The organism is Pseudomonas nitroreducens (assembly GCF_024170165.1).
Lineage (GTDB): Bacteria > Pseudomonadota > Gammaproteobacteria > Pseudomonadales > Pseudomonadaceae > Pseudomonas > Pseudomonas nitroreducens_C.
Map to the genome: position 1 here is coordinate 73,758 of NZ_JALJXP010000014.1, position 15,408 is coordinate 89,165.

Annotated in this window: 12 protein-coding genes; 11 read left to right on the top strand and 1 reads right to left on the bottom strand. The window is 64.7% G+C overall.

Annotated elements, in window-relative coordinates; translation table 11 throughout:
- The 9 genes from murD to lpxC all read left to right on the top strand — a co-directional run bounded on the left by murD (window position 1) and on the right by lpxC (window position 10,395).
- Window positions 1–1,347: a UDP-N-acetylmuramoyl-L-alanine--D-glutamate ligase gene (gene murD / locus J2T47_RS24245; RefSeq protein WP_253452590.1), complete on the top strand. Its 1,347-nt coding sequence runs from the start codon at window positions 1–3 to the stop codon at window positions 1,345–1,347.
- Window positions 1,347–2,546 carry a putative lipid II flippase FtsW gene (ftsW, locus tag J2T47_RS24250; protein WP_253452592.1) on the top strand — a complete coding sequence of 400 codons (1,200 nt, stop codon included), beginning with the start codon at window positions 1,347–1,349 and terminating at the stop codon, window positions 2,544–2,546. The genes murD and ftsW overlap by 1 nt, the downstream gene beginning before the upstream one ends.
- On the top strand, window positions 2,536–3,609 hold the full coding sequence (gene murG, locus J2T47_RS24255) for an undecaprenyldiphospho-muramoylpentapeptide beta-N-acetylglucosaminyltransferase (protein ID WP_253452594.1): 1,074 nt from the start codon (window positions 2,536–2,538) through the stop codon (window positions 3,607–3,609). Before ftsW ends, murG begins: the two co-directional genes overlap by 11 nt.
- Window positions 3,602–5,056 (top strand): UDP-N-acetylmuramate--L-alanine ligase, encoded by a 1,455-nt coding sequence (gene murC / locus J2T47_RS24260; RefSeq protein WP_253452596.1) that lies wholly within the window; start codon window positions 3,602–3,604, stop codon window positions 5,054–5,056. Before murG ends, murC begins: the two co-directional genes overlap by 8 nt.
- The gene (locus tag J2T47_RS24265) at window positions 5,053–6,000 is read left to right on the top strand and encodes a D-alanine--D-alanine ligase (RefSeq protein ID WP_253452598.1); all 948 of its coding nucleotides are present in this window, start codon (window positions 5,053–5,055) and stop codon (window positions 5,998–6,000) included. Before murC ends, J2T47_RS24265 begins: the two co-directional genes overlap by 4 nt.
- A gap of 3 nt (window positions 6,001–6,003) precedes the next feature.
- On the top strand, window positions 6,004–6,867 hold the full coding sequence (locus tag J2T47_RS24270; RefSeq protein WP_138212316.1) for a cell division protein FtsQ/DivIB: 864 nt from the start codon (window positions 6,004–6,006) through the stop codon (window positions 6,865–6,867).
- A 21-nt stretch (window positions 6,868–6,888) separates the two neighbouring features.
- Entirely contained in the window at window positions 6,889–8,133 is a 1,245-nt protein-coding gene (gene ftsA / locus J2T47_RS24275; RefSeq protein ID WP_253452601.1) for a cell division protein FtsA, read from the top strand.
- A 53-nt stretch (window positions 8,134–8,186) separates the two neighbouring features.
- A complete protein-coding gene (gene ftsZ / locus J2T47_RS24280; protein WP_045209631.1) occupies window positions 8,187–9,371 on the top strand; it encodes a cell division protein FtsZ in 1,185 nt (394 codons plus the stop codon).
- Window positions 9,372–9,483: 112 nt separating this feature from the next.
- Entirely contained in the window at window positions 9,484–10,395 is a 912-nt protein-coding gene (gene lpxC / locus J2T47_RS24285; RefSeq protein WP_045209632.1) for a UDP-3-O-acyl-N-acetylglucosamine deacetylase, read from the top strand.
- 69 nt (window positions 10,396–10,464) lie between these two features.
- On the opposite strand, the gene J2T47_RS24290 is transcribed toward lpxC, so the two are convergent.
- On the bottom strand, window positions 10,465–10,932 hold the full coding sequence (locus J2T47_RS24290) for a DUF721 domain-containing protein (RefSeq protein ID WP_253452603.1): 468 nt from the start codon (window positions 10,930–10,932) through the stop codon (window positions 10,465–10,467).
- A 290-nt stretch (window positions 10,933–11,222) separates the two neighbouring features.
- Between J2T47_RS24290 and secA the strand changes: the two genes are divergently transcribed.
- Both secA and argJ read left to right on the top strand, forming a co-directional pair.
- Window positions 11,223–13,973 carry a preprotein translocase subunit SecA gene (secA, locus tag J2T47_RS24295; protein ID WP_253452605.1) on the top strand — a complete coding sequence of 917 codons (2,751 nt, stop codon included), beginning with the start codon at window positions 11,223–11,225 and terminating at the stop codon, window positions 13,971–13,973.
- A gap of 121 nt (window positions 13,974–14,094) precedes the next feature.
- On the top strand, window positions 14,095–15,312 hold the full coding sequence (gene argJ, locus J2T47_RS24300) for a bifunctional glutamate N-acetyltransferase/amino-acid acetyltransferase ArgJ (RefSeq protein WP_253452606.1): 1,218 nt from the start codon (window positions 14,095–14,097) through the stop codon (window positions 15,310–15,312).
- Window positions 15,313–15,408 lie beyond the last annotated feature (96 nt).

Below are 15,408 nucleotides of genomic sequence, written 5' to 3' on the forward strand. Positions count from 1 at the left end.
ATGAGCCTGATCGCTTCCGACCAATTCCGCATCGTTGTCGGCCTCGGCAAGAGCGGCATGTCCCTGGTGCGCTACCTGGCGCGCCAGGGCGTGCCATTTGCCGTGGCCGATACGCGCGCGAATCCGCCGGAGCTGGCGACCCTGCGCGAGCAGTACCCGCAGGTCGAGGTGCGCTGCGGCGACCTCGACGCCGATTTCCTCTGCCGCGCCCAGGAGCTCTACGTGAGCCCCGGCCTGTCGCTGCGCGTGCCGGCGCTGATCGAAGCGGCCGCCCGCGGCGTGCGCCTGTCCGGCGATGTCGACCTGTTCGCGCGTCACGCGAAGGCGCCCATCGTCGCCATCACCGGTTCCAACGCCAAGAGCACCGTCACCACCCTGGTGGGCGACATGGCCAGGGCTGCCGGCAAGCGTGTTGCCGTTGGCGGCAACCTCGGCACTCCGGCTCTGGATCTGCTGGCCGATGACGTCGAGCTTTACGTGGTGGAGCTGTCCAGCTTCCAGCTGGAAACCTGCGAGCGCCTGAACGCCGAAGTCGCCACCTGCCTGAACGTCAGCGAAGACCACATGGATCGCTACGACGGCATGGCCGACTACCACCTGGCCAAGCACCGCATCTTCCGTGGCGCGAAGCAGGTCGTGGTGAACCGTGCCGATGCCCTGAGCCGTCCGCTGATCGCCGACAACGTGCCGTGCTGGACCTTCGGCACCAACAAGCCGGACTTCAAGGGCTTCGGCCTGACCGAAGAGCACGGCGAGAAGTGGCTGACGTTCCAGTTCGAACCCCTGATGCCGGCCCGCGAGCTGAAGATCCGTGGCGCGCACAACCAGTCCAATGCCCTGGCCGCATTGGCGCTGGGGCACGCCGTCGGCCTGCCGTTCGAACCGATGCTGCAGACCCTGCGCGAATTTGCCGGTCTCGCCCACCGCTGTCAGTGGGTGCGCGAGCGCAACGGCGTGAGCTACTACGACGATTCCAAGGCCACCAACGTTGGTGCCGCTCTGGCGGCCATCGAAGGCCTGGGTGCCGACATCGACGGCAAGCTGGTGCTGATCGCCGGTGGCGATGGCAAGGGTGCCGACTTCCATGATCTGCGTGACCCGGTCGCCAGGCATTGCCGTGCCGTGGTGCTGCTGGGCCGCGATGCCGAGCTGGTCGGCGCCGCCATCGGCAACGCCGTCCCGAAGGTCCGCGTGAATACCCTGGAAGAAGCCGTCGAGCACGCTGCCGACCTGGCCCTGCCGGGTGACGCCGTGCTGCTGTCGCCAGCCTGCGCGAGCCTGGACATGTTCAAGAACTACGAAGAGCGCGGACGCCTGTTCGCCAGGGCCGTGGAGGAACTCGCCTGATGTTCTCCTTCCTGCGCCCTTATCCGTCCCCGCTGATCAGCCGTAATGGCATCGACATCGACTTCCCGCTGCTCGCGGGTTGTCTGGCGCTGCTCGGCCTCGGCCTGGTGATGGTCACTTCGGCTTCCTCCGAAGTCGCTGCGGCGCAGTCCGGCAACCCGCTGTACTTCTCGGTCCGCCACCTGATCTACCTCGCCATTGGCTTCGTCGCCTGTGGCGTGACCATGATGGTGCCGATGGAAACCTGGCAGCGCTGGGGCTGGAAGCTGCTGGCCGTGGCCTTCCTGCTGCTGGTGATGGTGATCACCCCCGGCATCGGCCGCGAGGTGAACGGTTCCATGCGCTGGATCGGCTTCGGCCTGTTCAACATCCAGCCCTCGGAGATCGCCAAGGTCTTCGTGGTGATTTTCATGGCCGGCTACCTCGTTCGTCGCCAGGAAGAAGTGCGCGAGAGCTGGCTGGGCTTCTTCAAGCCGTTCGTGGTGCTGCTGCCGATGGCCGGTCTGCTGCTGCGCGAGCCCGACTTCGGCGCCACCGTGGTGATGATGGGCGCGGCCGCCGCGATGCTGTTCCTTGGCGGTGTCGGCCTGTTCCGCTTCGGTCTGATGGTTGCGCTGGCCGTCGGTGCCGTGGTGCTGCTGATCCAGACCCAGCCTTACCGGATGGCGCGCCTGACCAACTTCACCGACCCCTGGGCCGACCAGTTCGGCGCGGGCTACCAGCTCAGCCAGGCGCTGATCGCCTTCGGCCGTGGCGGCTGGACCGGCATGGGCCTGGGCAACAGTATCCAGAAGCAGTTCTACCTGCCCGAGGCGCACACCGACTTCGTGTTCGCGGTCCTCGCGGAAGAGCTGGGCATCGTCGGCGCCATGGCCACCGTCGGCCTGTTCGTCTTCGTCAGTCTGCGCGCGCTGTACATCGGCATCTGGGCCGAGCAGTCGAAACAGTACTTCTCCGCGTACGTCGCGTACGGGCTGGCTTTCCTGTGGATCGGCCAGTTCCTGATCAACGTCGGCGTGAACGTCGGCCTGCTGCCGACCAAGGGCCTGACCCTGCCGTTCCTCAGCTACGGCGGCAGCTCCCTGGTGATCTGCTGCGCCCAGCTGGGAATGCTGCTGCGCATCGAATGGGAACGCCGCACCGTGATGGGCAGCGAGGAATATGAATTCAGCGAAGAGGACTTTGCCGATGAAAGGTAACGTCCTGATCATGGCAGGCGGCACCGGCGGACATGTGTTCCCGGCCCTGGCCTGCGCCCGTGAGTTCCAGGCGCGCGGTTACAGCGTGCACTGGCTGGGCACTCCGCGCGGCATCGAGAACGACCTGGTCCCCAAGGCCGGCCTGCCGCTGCACCTGATCAACGTCAGTGGCCTGCGCGGCAAGGGCCTCAAGTCCCTGCTGCGTGCGCCGTTCGATCTACTCAAGTCGCTGTTCCAGGCCCTGGGCGTGGTGCGCCAGCTCAAGCCGGTCTGCGTGCTCGGCCTGGGTGGCTACGTCACCGGCCCGGGCGGCCTGGCCGCCAAGTTGTCCGGCGTGCCGCTGGTGATCCACGAACAGAATGCCGTCGCCGGCACCGCCAACCGCAGCCTTGCGCCGCTGGCCAAGCGTGTCTGCGAAGCCTTCCCGGGGACCTTCGAGAGCAGCGCCAAGCGCCTGACCACCGGCAACCCGGTGCGCGTCGAGCTGTTCCTGGAAGAGGGCGCCCGCGCGCCGCTGGCCGGCCGCCGCGTCAACCTGCTGGTGCTCGGTGGCAGCCTGGGCGCCGAGCCGCTGAACAAGCTGCTGCCCGAAGCACTGGCGCAGGTTCCTGCCGAAATTCGCCCGGCCATTCGCCATCAGGCCGGTCGTCAGCATGACGAAATTACGGCGGAGCGTTATCGCGCTGCCGGTGTCGAAGCGGACGTAGCTCCGTTCATCGCTGACATGGCTGCCGCCTACGCCTGGGCCGATCTGGTGATCTGCCGCGCTGGAGCGCTGACCGTGAGCGAGCTGACCGCCGCTGGCCTCGCGTCTTTCCTGGTGCCGCTGCCCCACGCGATCGATGACCACCAGACCAAGAACGCCGAATTCCTGGTGCGGGAGGGCGCGGCCCACCTGCTGCCACAGAAATCTACCAGCGCCGCCGAACTGGCCGCGCAGTTGTCCGAGGTATTGATGCATCCCGATTCCCTGACCCGCATGGCCGCTCGCGCACGCAGCCTGGCCAAGCCCGAGGCTACCCGCACGGTAGTCGATGCCTGCCTGGAGGTGGCCCGTGGTTAAAGAACCCACCGGCGTCACCCGTACCATGCGACGCATCCGCCGCATCCACTTCGTCGGTATCGGTGGCGTGGGCATGTGCGGTATCGCGGAAGTGCTGCTCAACCTCGGCTACGAAGTCTCCGGCTCCGACCTCAAGGCTTCGCCGGTCACCGAGCGCCTGCAGAAGTTCGGCGCGGAAATCTTCATCGGCCACCGTGCGGAGAACTCCGACGGCGCCGACGTGCTGGTGGTTTCCAGCGCGGTGAACAAGTCGAACCCGGAAGTCGCCGCTGCGCTGGATCGTCGCGTGCCGGTGGTGCCGCGCGCGGAGATGCTCGCCGAGCTGATGCGCTACCGCCACGGCATCGCGGTCGCCGGTACCCACGGCAAGACCACCACCACCAGCCTGATCGCTTCGGTCTTCGCCGCCGGTGGCCTGGACCCGACCTTCGTCATCGGCGGCCGCCTGAACGCCGCCGGCACCAACGCGCAGCTGGGTACCAGCCGCTACCTGGTGGCCGAGGCCGACGAGAGCGATGCCAGCTTCCTGCACCTGCAGCCAATGGTCTCGGTAGTCACCAACATCGACGCCGACCACATGAGCACCTACGGCGGCGACTTCAACAAGCTCAAGCGTACCTTCGTCGACTTCCTGCACAACCTGCCGTTCTACGGTCTGGCGGTGGTCTGCGTGGACGACCCGGTGGTGCGCGAGATCCTGCCGCAGGTTGCCCGTCCGACCGTGACCTACGGCCTGAGCGAGGACGCCGACGTCCGCGCCATCAACATCCGCCAGGAAGGCATGCGCACCTACTTCACCGTGCTGCGCCCCGAGCGCGAGCCGCTGGACGTCTCGGTGAACATGCCCGGCCTGCACAACGTGCTGAACTCCCTGGCGACCATCGTCATCGCCACTGACGAAGGCATCTCCGACGAGGCCATCGTCCAGGGTCTGTCCGGCTTCCAGGGCGTCGGTCGACGCTTCCAGGTCTATGGCGACCTGCAGGTGGAAGGCGGCAGCGTGATGCTGGTCGACGACTACGGCCACCACCCGCGCGAAGTCGCGGCGGTGATCAAGGCTGTGCGCGGTGGCTGGCCGGAGCGCCGTCTGGTGATGGTCTACCAGCCGCACCGCTTCAGCCGTACCCGTGACCTGTACGACGACTTCGTGCAGGTGCTGGGCGAAGCCAACGTGCTGATGCTGATGGAGGTCTATCCGGCCGGCGAAGAGCCGATCCCCGGCGCGGACAGCCGTCACCTGTGCCACAGCATCCGCCAGCGCGGCCAGCTCGACCCGATCTACCTGGAGCGCGGCGGTGATCTCGCGTCGCTGCTCAAGCCGCTGCTGCGTCCGGGCGACATCCTGCTCTGCCAGGGCGCCGGTGATATCGGCGGGCTGGCGCCGGCACTGATCAAGAATCCGATGTTCGGCGCTGCCGCTGCTGGCGCCGAGGGGAAGAAGCAATGAGTGACGCCCTCAAATCCGCCCTCGAGCCCCGCGCCTTCGGTCGCGTCGCCGTGCTGTTCGGCGGCAGGAGCGCCGAGCGCGAGGTGTCGCTGAAGTCCGGCGCCATGGTCCTGCAGGCGCTGCAGGGCGCAGGCGTGGATGCCTTCGGCATCGACGTGGGCGACGATCTGCTGGAGCGTCTGACCCGCGAGAAGATCGACCGCGCCTTCATCATCCTCCACGGTCGTGGCGGTGAAGACGGCACCATGCAGGGCCTGCTGGAAATTGCCGGCATTCCCTACACCGGCAGCGGCGTACTGGCGTCCGCGCTGGCGATGGACAAGCTGCGCACCAAGCGCGTGTGGCTGAGCCTCGGCCTGCCGACGCCCGACCATGCCGTGCTGGCCAGCGAGGACGATTGCCGTGCCGCTGCTGCGAAGCTGGGTTTCCCGCTGATCGTCAAGCCGGCCAATGAAGGCTCGAGCATCGGCATGGCCAAGGTGAACAGCGTGGAAGAGCTGATCGCCGCCTGGGCCGGTGCCGCGAAATTCGATCCGCAGGTGCTCGTCGAGCAGTGGATCAGCGGCCCCGAATACACCGTCGCGATCCTCCGTGGCCAGGTGCTGCCGCCCATTCGCCTGGGCACCCCGCACACCTTCTACGACTACGACGCCAAGTACCTGGCCAACGATACCCAGTACCAGATTCCCTGCGGCCTTGATGCCGACAAGGAACAGGAGCTCAAGGACCTGACCGCGCGCGCCTGCGATGCCCTTGGCATCCAGGGCTGGGGTCGGACCGATGTGATGCAGGACGCCCAGGGGCGTTTCTGGCTGTTGGAAGTGAACACCGCACCGGGCATGACCGACCACAGCCTGGTGCCCATGGCCGCGCGCGCGGCCGGCCTGGATTTCCAGCAACTGGTGCTGGCGATCCTCGCCGACAGCGTCGAGGCAAGGGGGTAAGTCATGAACGGCGCGCAGCTTCGTCACCAGAACCCCGGAATCGGCCGTGCCCCGGCACGCAAGCCGGTGCCGCGCGGCGCCAGCCGTCTGGTGGCCAAGGAGCCGCTCAGCGCCCGCATGCCCAAGCCCAGCTTCGGCTTCCTGAAGGTGCTGCTGTGGCCTCTGGTGCTGGGCGTGCTCGGCGGTGGTGCGTATTACGGCGCGCAGTACGTGCTCCCCTATGCGGACCGGCCGATTGCCAAGGTCAGCGTGGAAGGCGACCTCAGCTACATCAGCCAGGCGGCGGTGCAGCAGCGGATCAGCCCCTACGTCTCGGCCAGCTTCTTCACCATCGACCTGGCCGGCATGCGCCAGGAGCTGGAGCAGATGCCCTGGATCGCCCACGCCGAGGTACGTCGCGTATGGCCCGATCAGGTGGTTGTCCGCTTGGACGAGCAGTTGCCCATCGCGCGCTGGGGCGATGAAGCCCTGCTGAACAACCAGGGTCAGGCCTTCGCCCCGCGTGAAGTGGCCAACTACGAGCACCTGCCGCGCCTGTCCGGCCCGCAGCGCGCTCAGCAACAAGTGATGCAGCAGTACCAGATTCTCAGTCAGATGCTCCGCCCGCTGGGTTTCACCATCGCCAGCCTGGACATGAGTTCGCGCGGCGCCTGGACCCTGGGCACCGCGCAAGGCGTGGAGATCATGCTGGGCCGCGACCACGCGGTAGAACAGATTCGCCGGTTCGTGACCATCTACGACAAGGCGCTGAAAGACCAGATTACGAAAATTGCCCGCATCGACATGCGCTACCCCAACGGCCTGGCCGTAGGTTGGCGCGATCCGATGCCGGAAGCGACGGTGGCTCAGACCACCGCCGCGCAGTGAGTTGAGGAGACTTCTATAAACATGGCAAGCGTGCAGAGCGGCAAAATGGTCGTCGGCCTGGACATCGGCACCTCCAAGGTGGTGGCGCTGGTGGGCGAGGTGGCGGCCGATGGCAAGCTGGAAATCGTCGGCATCGGGACGCATCCGTCGCGCGGCCTGAAAAAGGGCGTGGTGGTGAACATCGAGTCCACCGTGCAGTCGATCCAGCGCGCCATCGATGAAGCCCAGCAGATGGCTGGCTGCCGTATCCACTCGGCCTTCGTCGGCATCGCCGGCAACCATATCCGCAGCCTGAACTCCCACGGCATCGTGGCGATCCGCGACCGCGAAGTGAGCGGTGCGGACATCGAGCGTGTGCTGGACGCGGCCCAGGCCGTGGCCATCCCGGCCGACCAGCGTGTGCTGCACACCCTGGCCCAGGACTACGTGATCGATAACCAGGAAGGCGTGCGCGAGCCGCTGGGCATGTCCGGCGTACGCCTGGAAGCCAAGGTGCACGTGGTGACCTGCGCGGTGAACGCCGCACAGAACATCGAGAAGTGCGTGCGTCGCTGCGGCCTGGAAGTGGACGACATCATCCTCGAGCAGCTGGCCTCGGCCTACTCGGTGCTCACCGAGGATGAAAAGGAACTGGGCGTGTGCCTGGTGGACATCGGTGGTGGCACCACCGACATCGCCATCTTCACCGAAGGTGCCATCCGCCATACGGCTGTTATCCCGATCGCCGGCGATCAGGTCACCAACGACATCGCCATGGCGCTGCGGACCCCGACCCAGTACGCCGAAGAGATCAAGATTCGATATGCTTGTGCCTTGGCCAAACTGGCCGGTCCGGGCGAAACCATCAAGGTGCCCAGCGTAGGGGATCGGCCACCGCGGGAACTGTCGCGCCAAGCGCTTGCCGAAGTGGTCGAGCCTCGTTACGACGAGCTCTTCACCCTGGTTCAGGCGGAGCTGCGTCGCAGCGGCTATGAGGACCTGATTCCAGCCGGGATCGTCCTGACCGGTGGCACCTCCAAGATGGAAGGCGCCGTCGAGCTGGCCGAAGAGATCTTTCACATGCCGGTGCGCCTGGGCGTACCACACAGCGTCAAGGGACTGGCCGACGTCGTGCGCAATCCAATCTATTCCACCGGTGTGGGGCTGCTCCTGTACGGACTGCAAAAGCAATCCGACGGCATCTCCATGTCCAGCAGCTTCAGCAGCGACGAACCCAAGACACCGGTACTGGAAAAGCTTAAACGCTGGGTCCAGGGCAATTTCTGATTTACCACCGCGGTAAACGTAGGCAACACAACTAGAAAGGAAGGAGAGGGGAAATGTTTGAACTGGTAGATAACGTCCCGCAAACAGCAGTCATCAAGGTTATCGGCGTAGGTGGTGGCGGCGGCAACGCCGTGAACCACATGGCCAAGAACAACGTTGATGGCGTCGAATTCATTTGCGCCAACACCGATGCGCAGGCGCTGAAGAACATCGCCGCGCGCACCGTGCTGCAGCTCGGCCCGGGCGTGACCAAGGGTCTGGGCGCTGGCGCCAACCCTGAAGTAGGCCGCCAGGCCGCCATCGAGGACCGCGAGCGTATTGCCGAAGTCCTGGAAGGCGCCGACATGGTCTTCATCACCACCGGCATGGGTGGCGGTACCGGTACCGGTGCTGCGCCGATCATCGCCGAGGTTGCCAAGGAAATGGGCATCCTCACCGTGGCCGTGGTCACCCGTCCGTTCCCGTTCGAAGGTCGCAAGCGCATGCAGATCGCCGACGAGGGCATCCGCTCGCTGGCTGAAAGCGTTGACTCGCTGATCACCATCCCGAACGAAAAACTGCTGACCATCCTGGGCAAGGACGCGAGCCTGCTGGCCGCCTTCGCCAAGGCTGACGATGTGCTGGCCGGTGCCGTTCGCGGTATCTCCGACATCATCAAGCGCCCGGGCATGATCAACGTCGACTTCGCCGACGTGAAAACCGTCATGAGCGAAATGGGCATGGCCATGATGGGTACCGGCTGCGCCAGCGGTCCGAACCGTGCTCGCGAGGCTACCGAAGCCGCGATCCGCAACCCGCTGCTGGAAGACGTCAACCTGCAGGGCGCCCGCGGCATCCTGGTGAACATCACCGCCGGTCCCGACCTGTCCCTGGGCGAGTACTCCGACGTGGGTAACATCATCGAGCAGTTCGCTTCCGAGCACGCCACCGTGAAAGTCGGCACCGTGATCGATCCGGACATGCGCGACGAACTGCACGTCACCGTGGTCGCCACCGGTCTGGGCGCTCGCCTGGAGAAGCCGGTCAAGGTCGTTGACAACACCGTTCAGACCCAGGCCGTCAGCACCCAGGCTCCGGTTCAGCGCGAGCAGCAGTCGGTGAACTACCGTGACCTGGACCGTCCGACCGTCATGCGCAACCAGAGCCACGGCGGCGCAGCCACCGCAGCCAAGCTGAACCCGCAGGACGATCTGGACTATCTGGATATCCCGGCCTTCCTGCGTCGTCAGGCCGATTGAGTCGATTTATCAGGAGTATCAATGTGATTGGTGTTCAGCAAAGGGCGGTTCTGCTATCATCGCCGCCCATTGTTGACAACAGTTCGCAACTTGCGCGAAAGCGGCCAAAGCCATGATCAGACAACGCACCTTGAAGAACATCATCCGGGCGACCGGTGTCGGCCTGCACTCCGGGGAAAAGGTTTACCTGACCCTGAAGCCGGCTCCCGTCGATACTGGCATCGTGTTCTGCCGGACCGATCTCGACCCTGTGGTGGAAATTCCCGCCCGGGCCTCGAACGTCGGCGAAACCACCATGTCGACCACCCTGATCAAGGGTGACATCAAGGTGGATACCGTGGAGCACCTGCTCTCGGCCATGGCCGGCCTGGGTATCGACAACGCCTATGTCGAGCTGTCCGCGTCGGAAGTACCGATCATGGACGGCAGCGCAGGTCCCTTCGTATTCCTGATCCAGTCCGCTGGCCTGCAAGAGCAGGAAGCGGCCAAGAAGTTCATCCGCATCAAGCGCGAAATAACGGTGGAAGAGGGCGACAAGCGCGCCACCTTCGTTCCGTTCGACGGCTTCAAGGTGAGCTTCGAGATCGATTTCGATCACCCGGTCTTCCGTGGTCGCACCCAGAAAGCCGTGGTGGATTTCTCCAGCACTTCCTTCGTCAAGGAAGTCAGCCGCGCCCGTACCTTCGGGTTCATGCGCGACATCGAGATGCTGCGTTCGCAGAACCTGGCGCTCGGTGGCAGCGTGGAGAACGCCATCGTGGTCGACGAGTATCGAGTGCTCAACGAAGACGGTCTTCGTTACGAGGATGAATTCGTCAAGCACAAGATCCTGGACGCCATTGGTGACCTGTACCTGCTGGGTAACAGCCTCATCGGCGAGTTCATCGGCTACAAGTCCGGTCATGCCCTGAACAACCGTCTCCTGCGGACCCTCATCGCAGACAAGGACGCTTGGGAAGTGGTGACCTTCGAGGACGCCAAGACTGCGCCGATCTCCTATATGCGACCCGCTGCGGCCGTATAAGGAAACCTCCTCCTTTCAGCTACAACTTCAAAGGCCACCCTCGGGTGGCCTTTTTTTATGCCTGAGCTTTTATTCCTGGTCCGCTTCCGGCGGTTTGCGGCTGCGGCTGGCGAGGCGCTCGAGGGCGGCCTTGAGTTGCGGATTGCTGATGCCTTCGGCGGCTTCGTGCAGGGTGGCGGAGGCGGACTCGGTGATGCGGTTGGTATTCACCCGGGTGGGCGCCTGGATCACCGGCTGCACCTTGAACAGAATGCGCGCCAGGCCCCTGAATTCCTCGAACGAGGCCAGTTGCCGCAGCAGGCGGTTCTGCTGGTAGCGCAGGCGCGTGGCCCAGTGGCCGTCGGTGACCACCAGCAGCAGGCTGCCTTCGCGCAAGGAGGCAACGCGGCAAAACGGGCGGGCGGCGGGCTGCAGTTGCGAGTCGAGCAGTTCCTGCAGGCGCGAGAGGCGCTGCGCCTGGGCGAACAGCGACTGCAGCGGCTTGGCTTCGCGCAGCAGCTTGGTCATCGCCTTGGCGGGCAGGGGGCGGAAGGCCATCGAGAACAACCGGGAATGAATGAAGAAGGATGGTAACAGATGCGCTCTGGGCCAGATGCCACCGTCGGGCCTTGAAGTTGCCCGCCCGCGTCACCATATCACTCACTCGGATTCAAAGTTGTCCGCTCATGCATTGCCCCCAAGCTCGCAGAATGCGAAGCTTCGGAGGATGACTTCGGCACTTTTTTCCCGGTAGTTTCCGGGTAGAATGCCCGCTTCATTGCCGTTCCGCGCCGCGGCCAGCCAGTCGGGCAGCCCTCCAATTCTCCAGTTCGGATGACCCAGTCGATATGTTTGCGCCTTTGTTGAAAAAACTCTTTGGAAGCAAGAACGAGCGCGAAGTGAAGCGCATGGCCAAGCAGGTTCAGGCCATCAATGCACTCGAGCCCCAGATGGTCCCGCTTTCCGATGAGCAACTGAAGGCCAAGACCGAAGAGTTCAAGGCACGTGTCGCCAAGGGTGAGACCCTCGACCAGATTCTTCCGGAAGCCTTTGCCGTCGCCCGCGAGGCCGGCAAGCGCGTGATGGGCATGCGTCACTTCGACGTCCAGCTGATCGGCGGCATGTCCCTGCACGAAGGCAAGATCGCCGAGATGCGTACCGGTGAGGGCAAGACCCTCGTGGGTACCCTGGCCGTCTACCTGAACGCCCTGTCCGGCAAAGGCGTGCACGTGGTCACCGTGAACGACTACCTGGCCCGCCGCGACGCCAACTGGATGCGCCCGCTGTATGAGTTCCTCGGCCTGACCGTCGGCATCGTCAGCCCGTTCCAGCCGCCGGAAGAGAAGCGTGCTGCCTACGCCTCCGACATCACCTACGGCACCAACAACGAATTCGGTTTCGACTACCTGCGCGACAACATGGCGTTCAGCCTGGAAGACAAGTTCCAGCGCGAACTGAACTTCGCCGTGGTCGACGAAGTGGACTCCATCCTCATCGACGAGGCGCGGACTCCGCTGATCATCTCCGGCCAGGCCGAAGACAGCTCCGAGCTGTACATCAAGATCAACAAGCTGATCCCGCGCCTGAAGCGTCATATCGAGGAAGTCGAAGGCCAGGTGACCCAACAGGGCCACTACAGCATCGACGAGAAGACCCGCCAGGTCGAACTCAACGAGCAGGGCCATGCCTACGTCGAGGAACTGCTGACCCAGAACGGCCTGCTGGCCGAGGGCGAGAGCCTCTACTCGGCGCACAACCTCAGCCTGCTGACCCACGTCTATGCCGCGCTGCGCGCCCACACCCTGTTCCACCGCAACGTGGAATACATCGTCCAGGGCGACCAGGTCCTGCTGATCGACGAGCACACCGGCCGTACCATGCCGGGCCGCCGCCTCTCCGAGGGTCTGCACCAGGCCATCGAGGCGAAGGAAAACCTGCCGATCCAGGCCGAGAGCCAGACCCTGGCCTCGACCACCTTCCAGAACTACTTCCGCCTCTACACCAAGCTGGCCGGCATGACCGGTACCGCTGACACCGAGGCCTTCGAATTCCGCCAGACCTACGGCCTGGACGTGGTGGTGATCCCGACCCACCGTCCGGTTGCCCGTAAGGACTTCAACGACCTGGTCTACCTGACCCAGGACGAGAAGTACGCCGCCATCATCACTGACGTGCAGCAGTGCCAGGCACTGGGCCGCCCGATCCTCGTGGGTACCGCTTCGGTCGAGACGTCCGAGTACGTTTCGCAGCTGCTGCAGAACGCCGGCATCGAGCACAAGGTACTGAACGCCAAGTACCACGAGAAGGAAGCCGAGATCATCGCCCAGGCCGGTCGTCCGGGCGCGGTCACCATCGCCACCAACATGGCCGGTCGGGGTACCGACATCCTGCTGGGCGGCAACTGGGAAGTGGAAGTCGCTGCACTCGAGAACCCCACCGACGAGCAGGTCGCGCAGATCAAGGCCGACTGGCAGAAGCGTCACCAGCAGGTCATCGAGTCGGGCGGCCTGCACGTGATCGCCTCCGAGCGCCACGAATCCCGCCGTATCGACAACCAGCTGCGTGGCCGTGCCGGTCGTCAGGGCGACCCGGGCTCCAGCCGCTTCTACCTGTCGCTGGAAGACCACCTGATGCGCATCTTCGCCTCCGACCGGGTGAAGAACTTCATGAAGGCCCTCGGCATGCAGCCGGGCGAGGCGATCGAGCACCGCATGGTGACCAATGCCATCGAAAAGGCACAGCGCAAGGTCGAAGGCCGCAACTTCGATATCCGCAAGCAACTGCTGGAGTTCGACGACGTCGCCAACGAGCAGCGCAAGGTGATCTACCACATGCGCAACACACTGCTCGCGGCCGACAACATCGGCGAGACCATCACCGAGTTCCGCGAAGAGACCCTGAACAACACCGTCAGCGAGCACATTCCGCCGCAGTCGCTGCCCGAGCAGTGGGACGTCGCTGGCCTGGAAGCTGCGCTGTACAGCGATTTCGGCCTCAAGTTGCCGATCCAGCAGTGGCTGGACGACGACGAGAAGCTCTACGAAGAGACCCTGCGCGAGAAGATCCTCACCGAGCTGGTGGCTGCCTACAACGAGAAGGAAGAGCTCGCTGGCGAGGAAGCCCTGCGCACCTTCGAGAAGCAGATGCTGCTGCGCGTACTGGACGACCTGTGGAAGGACCACCTGTCCACCATGGATCACCTGCGCCACGGCATCCACCTGCGCGGCTACGCGCAGAAGAACCCGAAGCAGGAATACAAGCGCGAGTCCTTCAACCTGTTCCAGGAACTGCTGAACTCCATCAAGCGCGACACTATCCGCGTGCTGTCCTTCGTTCAGGTTCGCCGCGAAGATCCGGCCGAAGAAGAAGCCCGCCTGCGTCGCGAGGCCGAGGAAATGGCCAAGCGCATGCAGTTCCAGCACGCCGCCGCGCCGTCCATGGACCAGGTGACGGCCGAGCCGGAAGAAGAGGGTGAAGTGCCCGCTGACAACGTGGTGCCGATGGAGCCCGTCCGCAACGAACCGAAGATCGGCCGCAACGAGCCGTGCCCCTGCGGTTCGGGCAAGAAGTACAAGCACTGCCACGGTCAGGTGGAATAACGCCTCCCGACCCTGATACCAACGCCGCGACCGGCCCTGCCGCTCGCGGCGTTTTTCTCATTTGATCCACTGATTAGATGATTCACTGACTCGATTCTTTGACTAGATAGGAGCGCGCCACATGGCTGTTGGTCTCGGCCCCATGTCCACCCTGCACCCGGTCCCCGGTTTCGAACTCGGCATCGCCTCTGCCGGCATCAAACGACCCGGCCGCAAGGACATCGTGGTGATGCGCTGCGCCGAAGGTTCCACCGTGGCCGGTGTGTTCACCACCAACGCCTTCTGCGCAGCTCCCGTGATCCTGGCGCGCAAGCGCTTCCTGGGCCCGGTACGCTACCTGCTGACCAACACCGGCAACGCCAACGCCGGCACCGGCGAGCCGGGCCTGGCCAATGCCACCCGCACCTGCGCCAAGCTGGCCGAGCTGGCCGGCGTGCCGGAAAATGCCGTGCTGCCGTACTCCACCGGCGTGATCGGCGAGCCGCTGCCGGTCGAGAAGATCGAAGCCGCGCTGCCTGCCGCGCTGGCCAACCTGTCTGTGGATAACTGGGCCGACGCTGCTACCGGCATCATGACCACCGACACCCTGCCCAAGGGCGCCAGCCGCCAGTTCCAGCACGACGGCGTGACCATCACCGTCACCGGCATCAGCAAGGGCGCCGGCATGATCAAGCCGAACATGGCCACCATGCTCGGTTACATCGCCACCGACGCCAAGGTTGCCCAGGGCGTACTGCAGGACCTGCTGCGCGACGCGTCGAACAAGTCCTTCAACCGCATCACCATCGATGGCGATACCTCGACCAACGACTGCTGCATGCTGGTTGCCACCGGCCAGGCCGCGCTGCCGGAGATCACCGCTGCCTCCGGCGCGCTGTTCGCCGCGCTGAAGCAGGCCGTGCTGGAAGTCTCCATGGAGCTGGCCCAGGCCATCGTCCGTGACGGCGAAGGCGCCACCAAGTTCGTCACCGTGCAGGTGAACGGCGGTGCGACTCACCAGGAGTGCCTGGACGTCGGCTACGCCGTGTCCCACTCGCCGCTGATCAAGACCGCGCTGTTCGCTTCCGACCCGAACTGGGGGCGTATCCTCGCGGCCGTCGGCCGTGCCGGCGTGCCCGACCTGGACGTGAGCCTGATCGACGTGTTCCTCGATGACGTGGCCATCGCCAGCCGTGGCTGCCGCGCTACCAGTTACACCGAGGACCAGGGCGCCAAAGTCATGGCCCAGGAAGAGATCACCATCCGCATCGATCTCGGCCGCGGTACCTGCAGCGAGACCATCTGGACCACCGACCTGTCCCATGAGTACGTGAAGATCAACGCGGAATATCGCACCTGACGGCGGCCATGGGCTGCAAGCTTCAGGCTGCCGGCAAGAGCGCGCCTGAAGCCTGTAGCTTGTAGCCGGTTGACTTCGCATTCCCGATTTTCATGG

Excerpts from the sequence above, each read along its gene's own strand:
- murD (WP_253452590.1), top strand. The coding sequence starts at position 1 with ATGAGCCTGATCGCTTCCGACCAATTCCGCATCGTTGTCGGCCTCGGC.
- ftsW (WP_253452592.1), top strand. The coding sequence starts at position 1,347 with ATGTTCTCCTTCCTGCGCCCTTATCCGTCCCCGCTGATCAGCCGTAAT.
- murG (WP_253452594.1), top strand. The coding sequence starts at position 2,536 with ATGAAAGGTAACGTCCTGATCATGGCAGGCGGCACCGGCGGACATGTG.
- J2T47_RS24265 (WP_253452598.1), top strand. The coding sequence starts at position 5,053 with ATGAGTGACGCCCTCAAATCCGCCCTCGAGCCCCGCGCCTTCGGTCGC.
- J2T47_RS24270 (WP_138212316.1), top strand. The coding sequence starts at position 6,004 with ATGAACGGCGCGCAGCTTCGTCACCAGAACCCCGGAATCGGCCGTGCC.
- ftsA (WP_253452601.1), top strand. The coding sequence starts at position 6,889 with ATGGCAAGCGTGCAGAGCGGCAAAATGGTCGTCGGCCTGGACATCGGC.
- ftsZ (WP_045209631.1), top strand. The coding sequence starts at position 8,187 with ATGTTTGAACTGGTAGATAACGTCCCGCAAACAGCAGTCATCAAGGTT.
- lpxC (WP_045209632.1), top strand. The coding sequence starts at position 9,484 with ATGATCAGACAACGCACCTTGAAGAACATCATCCGGGCGACCGGTGTC.
- J2T47_RS24290 (WP_253452603.1), bottom strand. The coding sequence starts at position 10,932 with ATGGCCTTCCGCCCCCTGCCCGCCAAGGCGATGACCAAGCTGCTGCGC.
- secA (WP_253452605.1), top strand. The coding sequence starts at position 11,223 with ATGTTTGCGCCTTTGTTGAAAAAACTCTTTGGAAGCAAGAACGAGCGC.
- argJ (WP_253452606.1), top strand. The coding sequence starts at position 14,095 with ATGGCTGTTGGTCTCGGCCCCATGTCCACCCTGCACCCGGTCCCCGGT.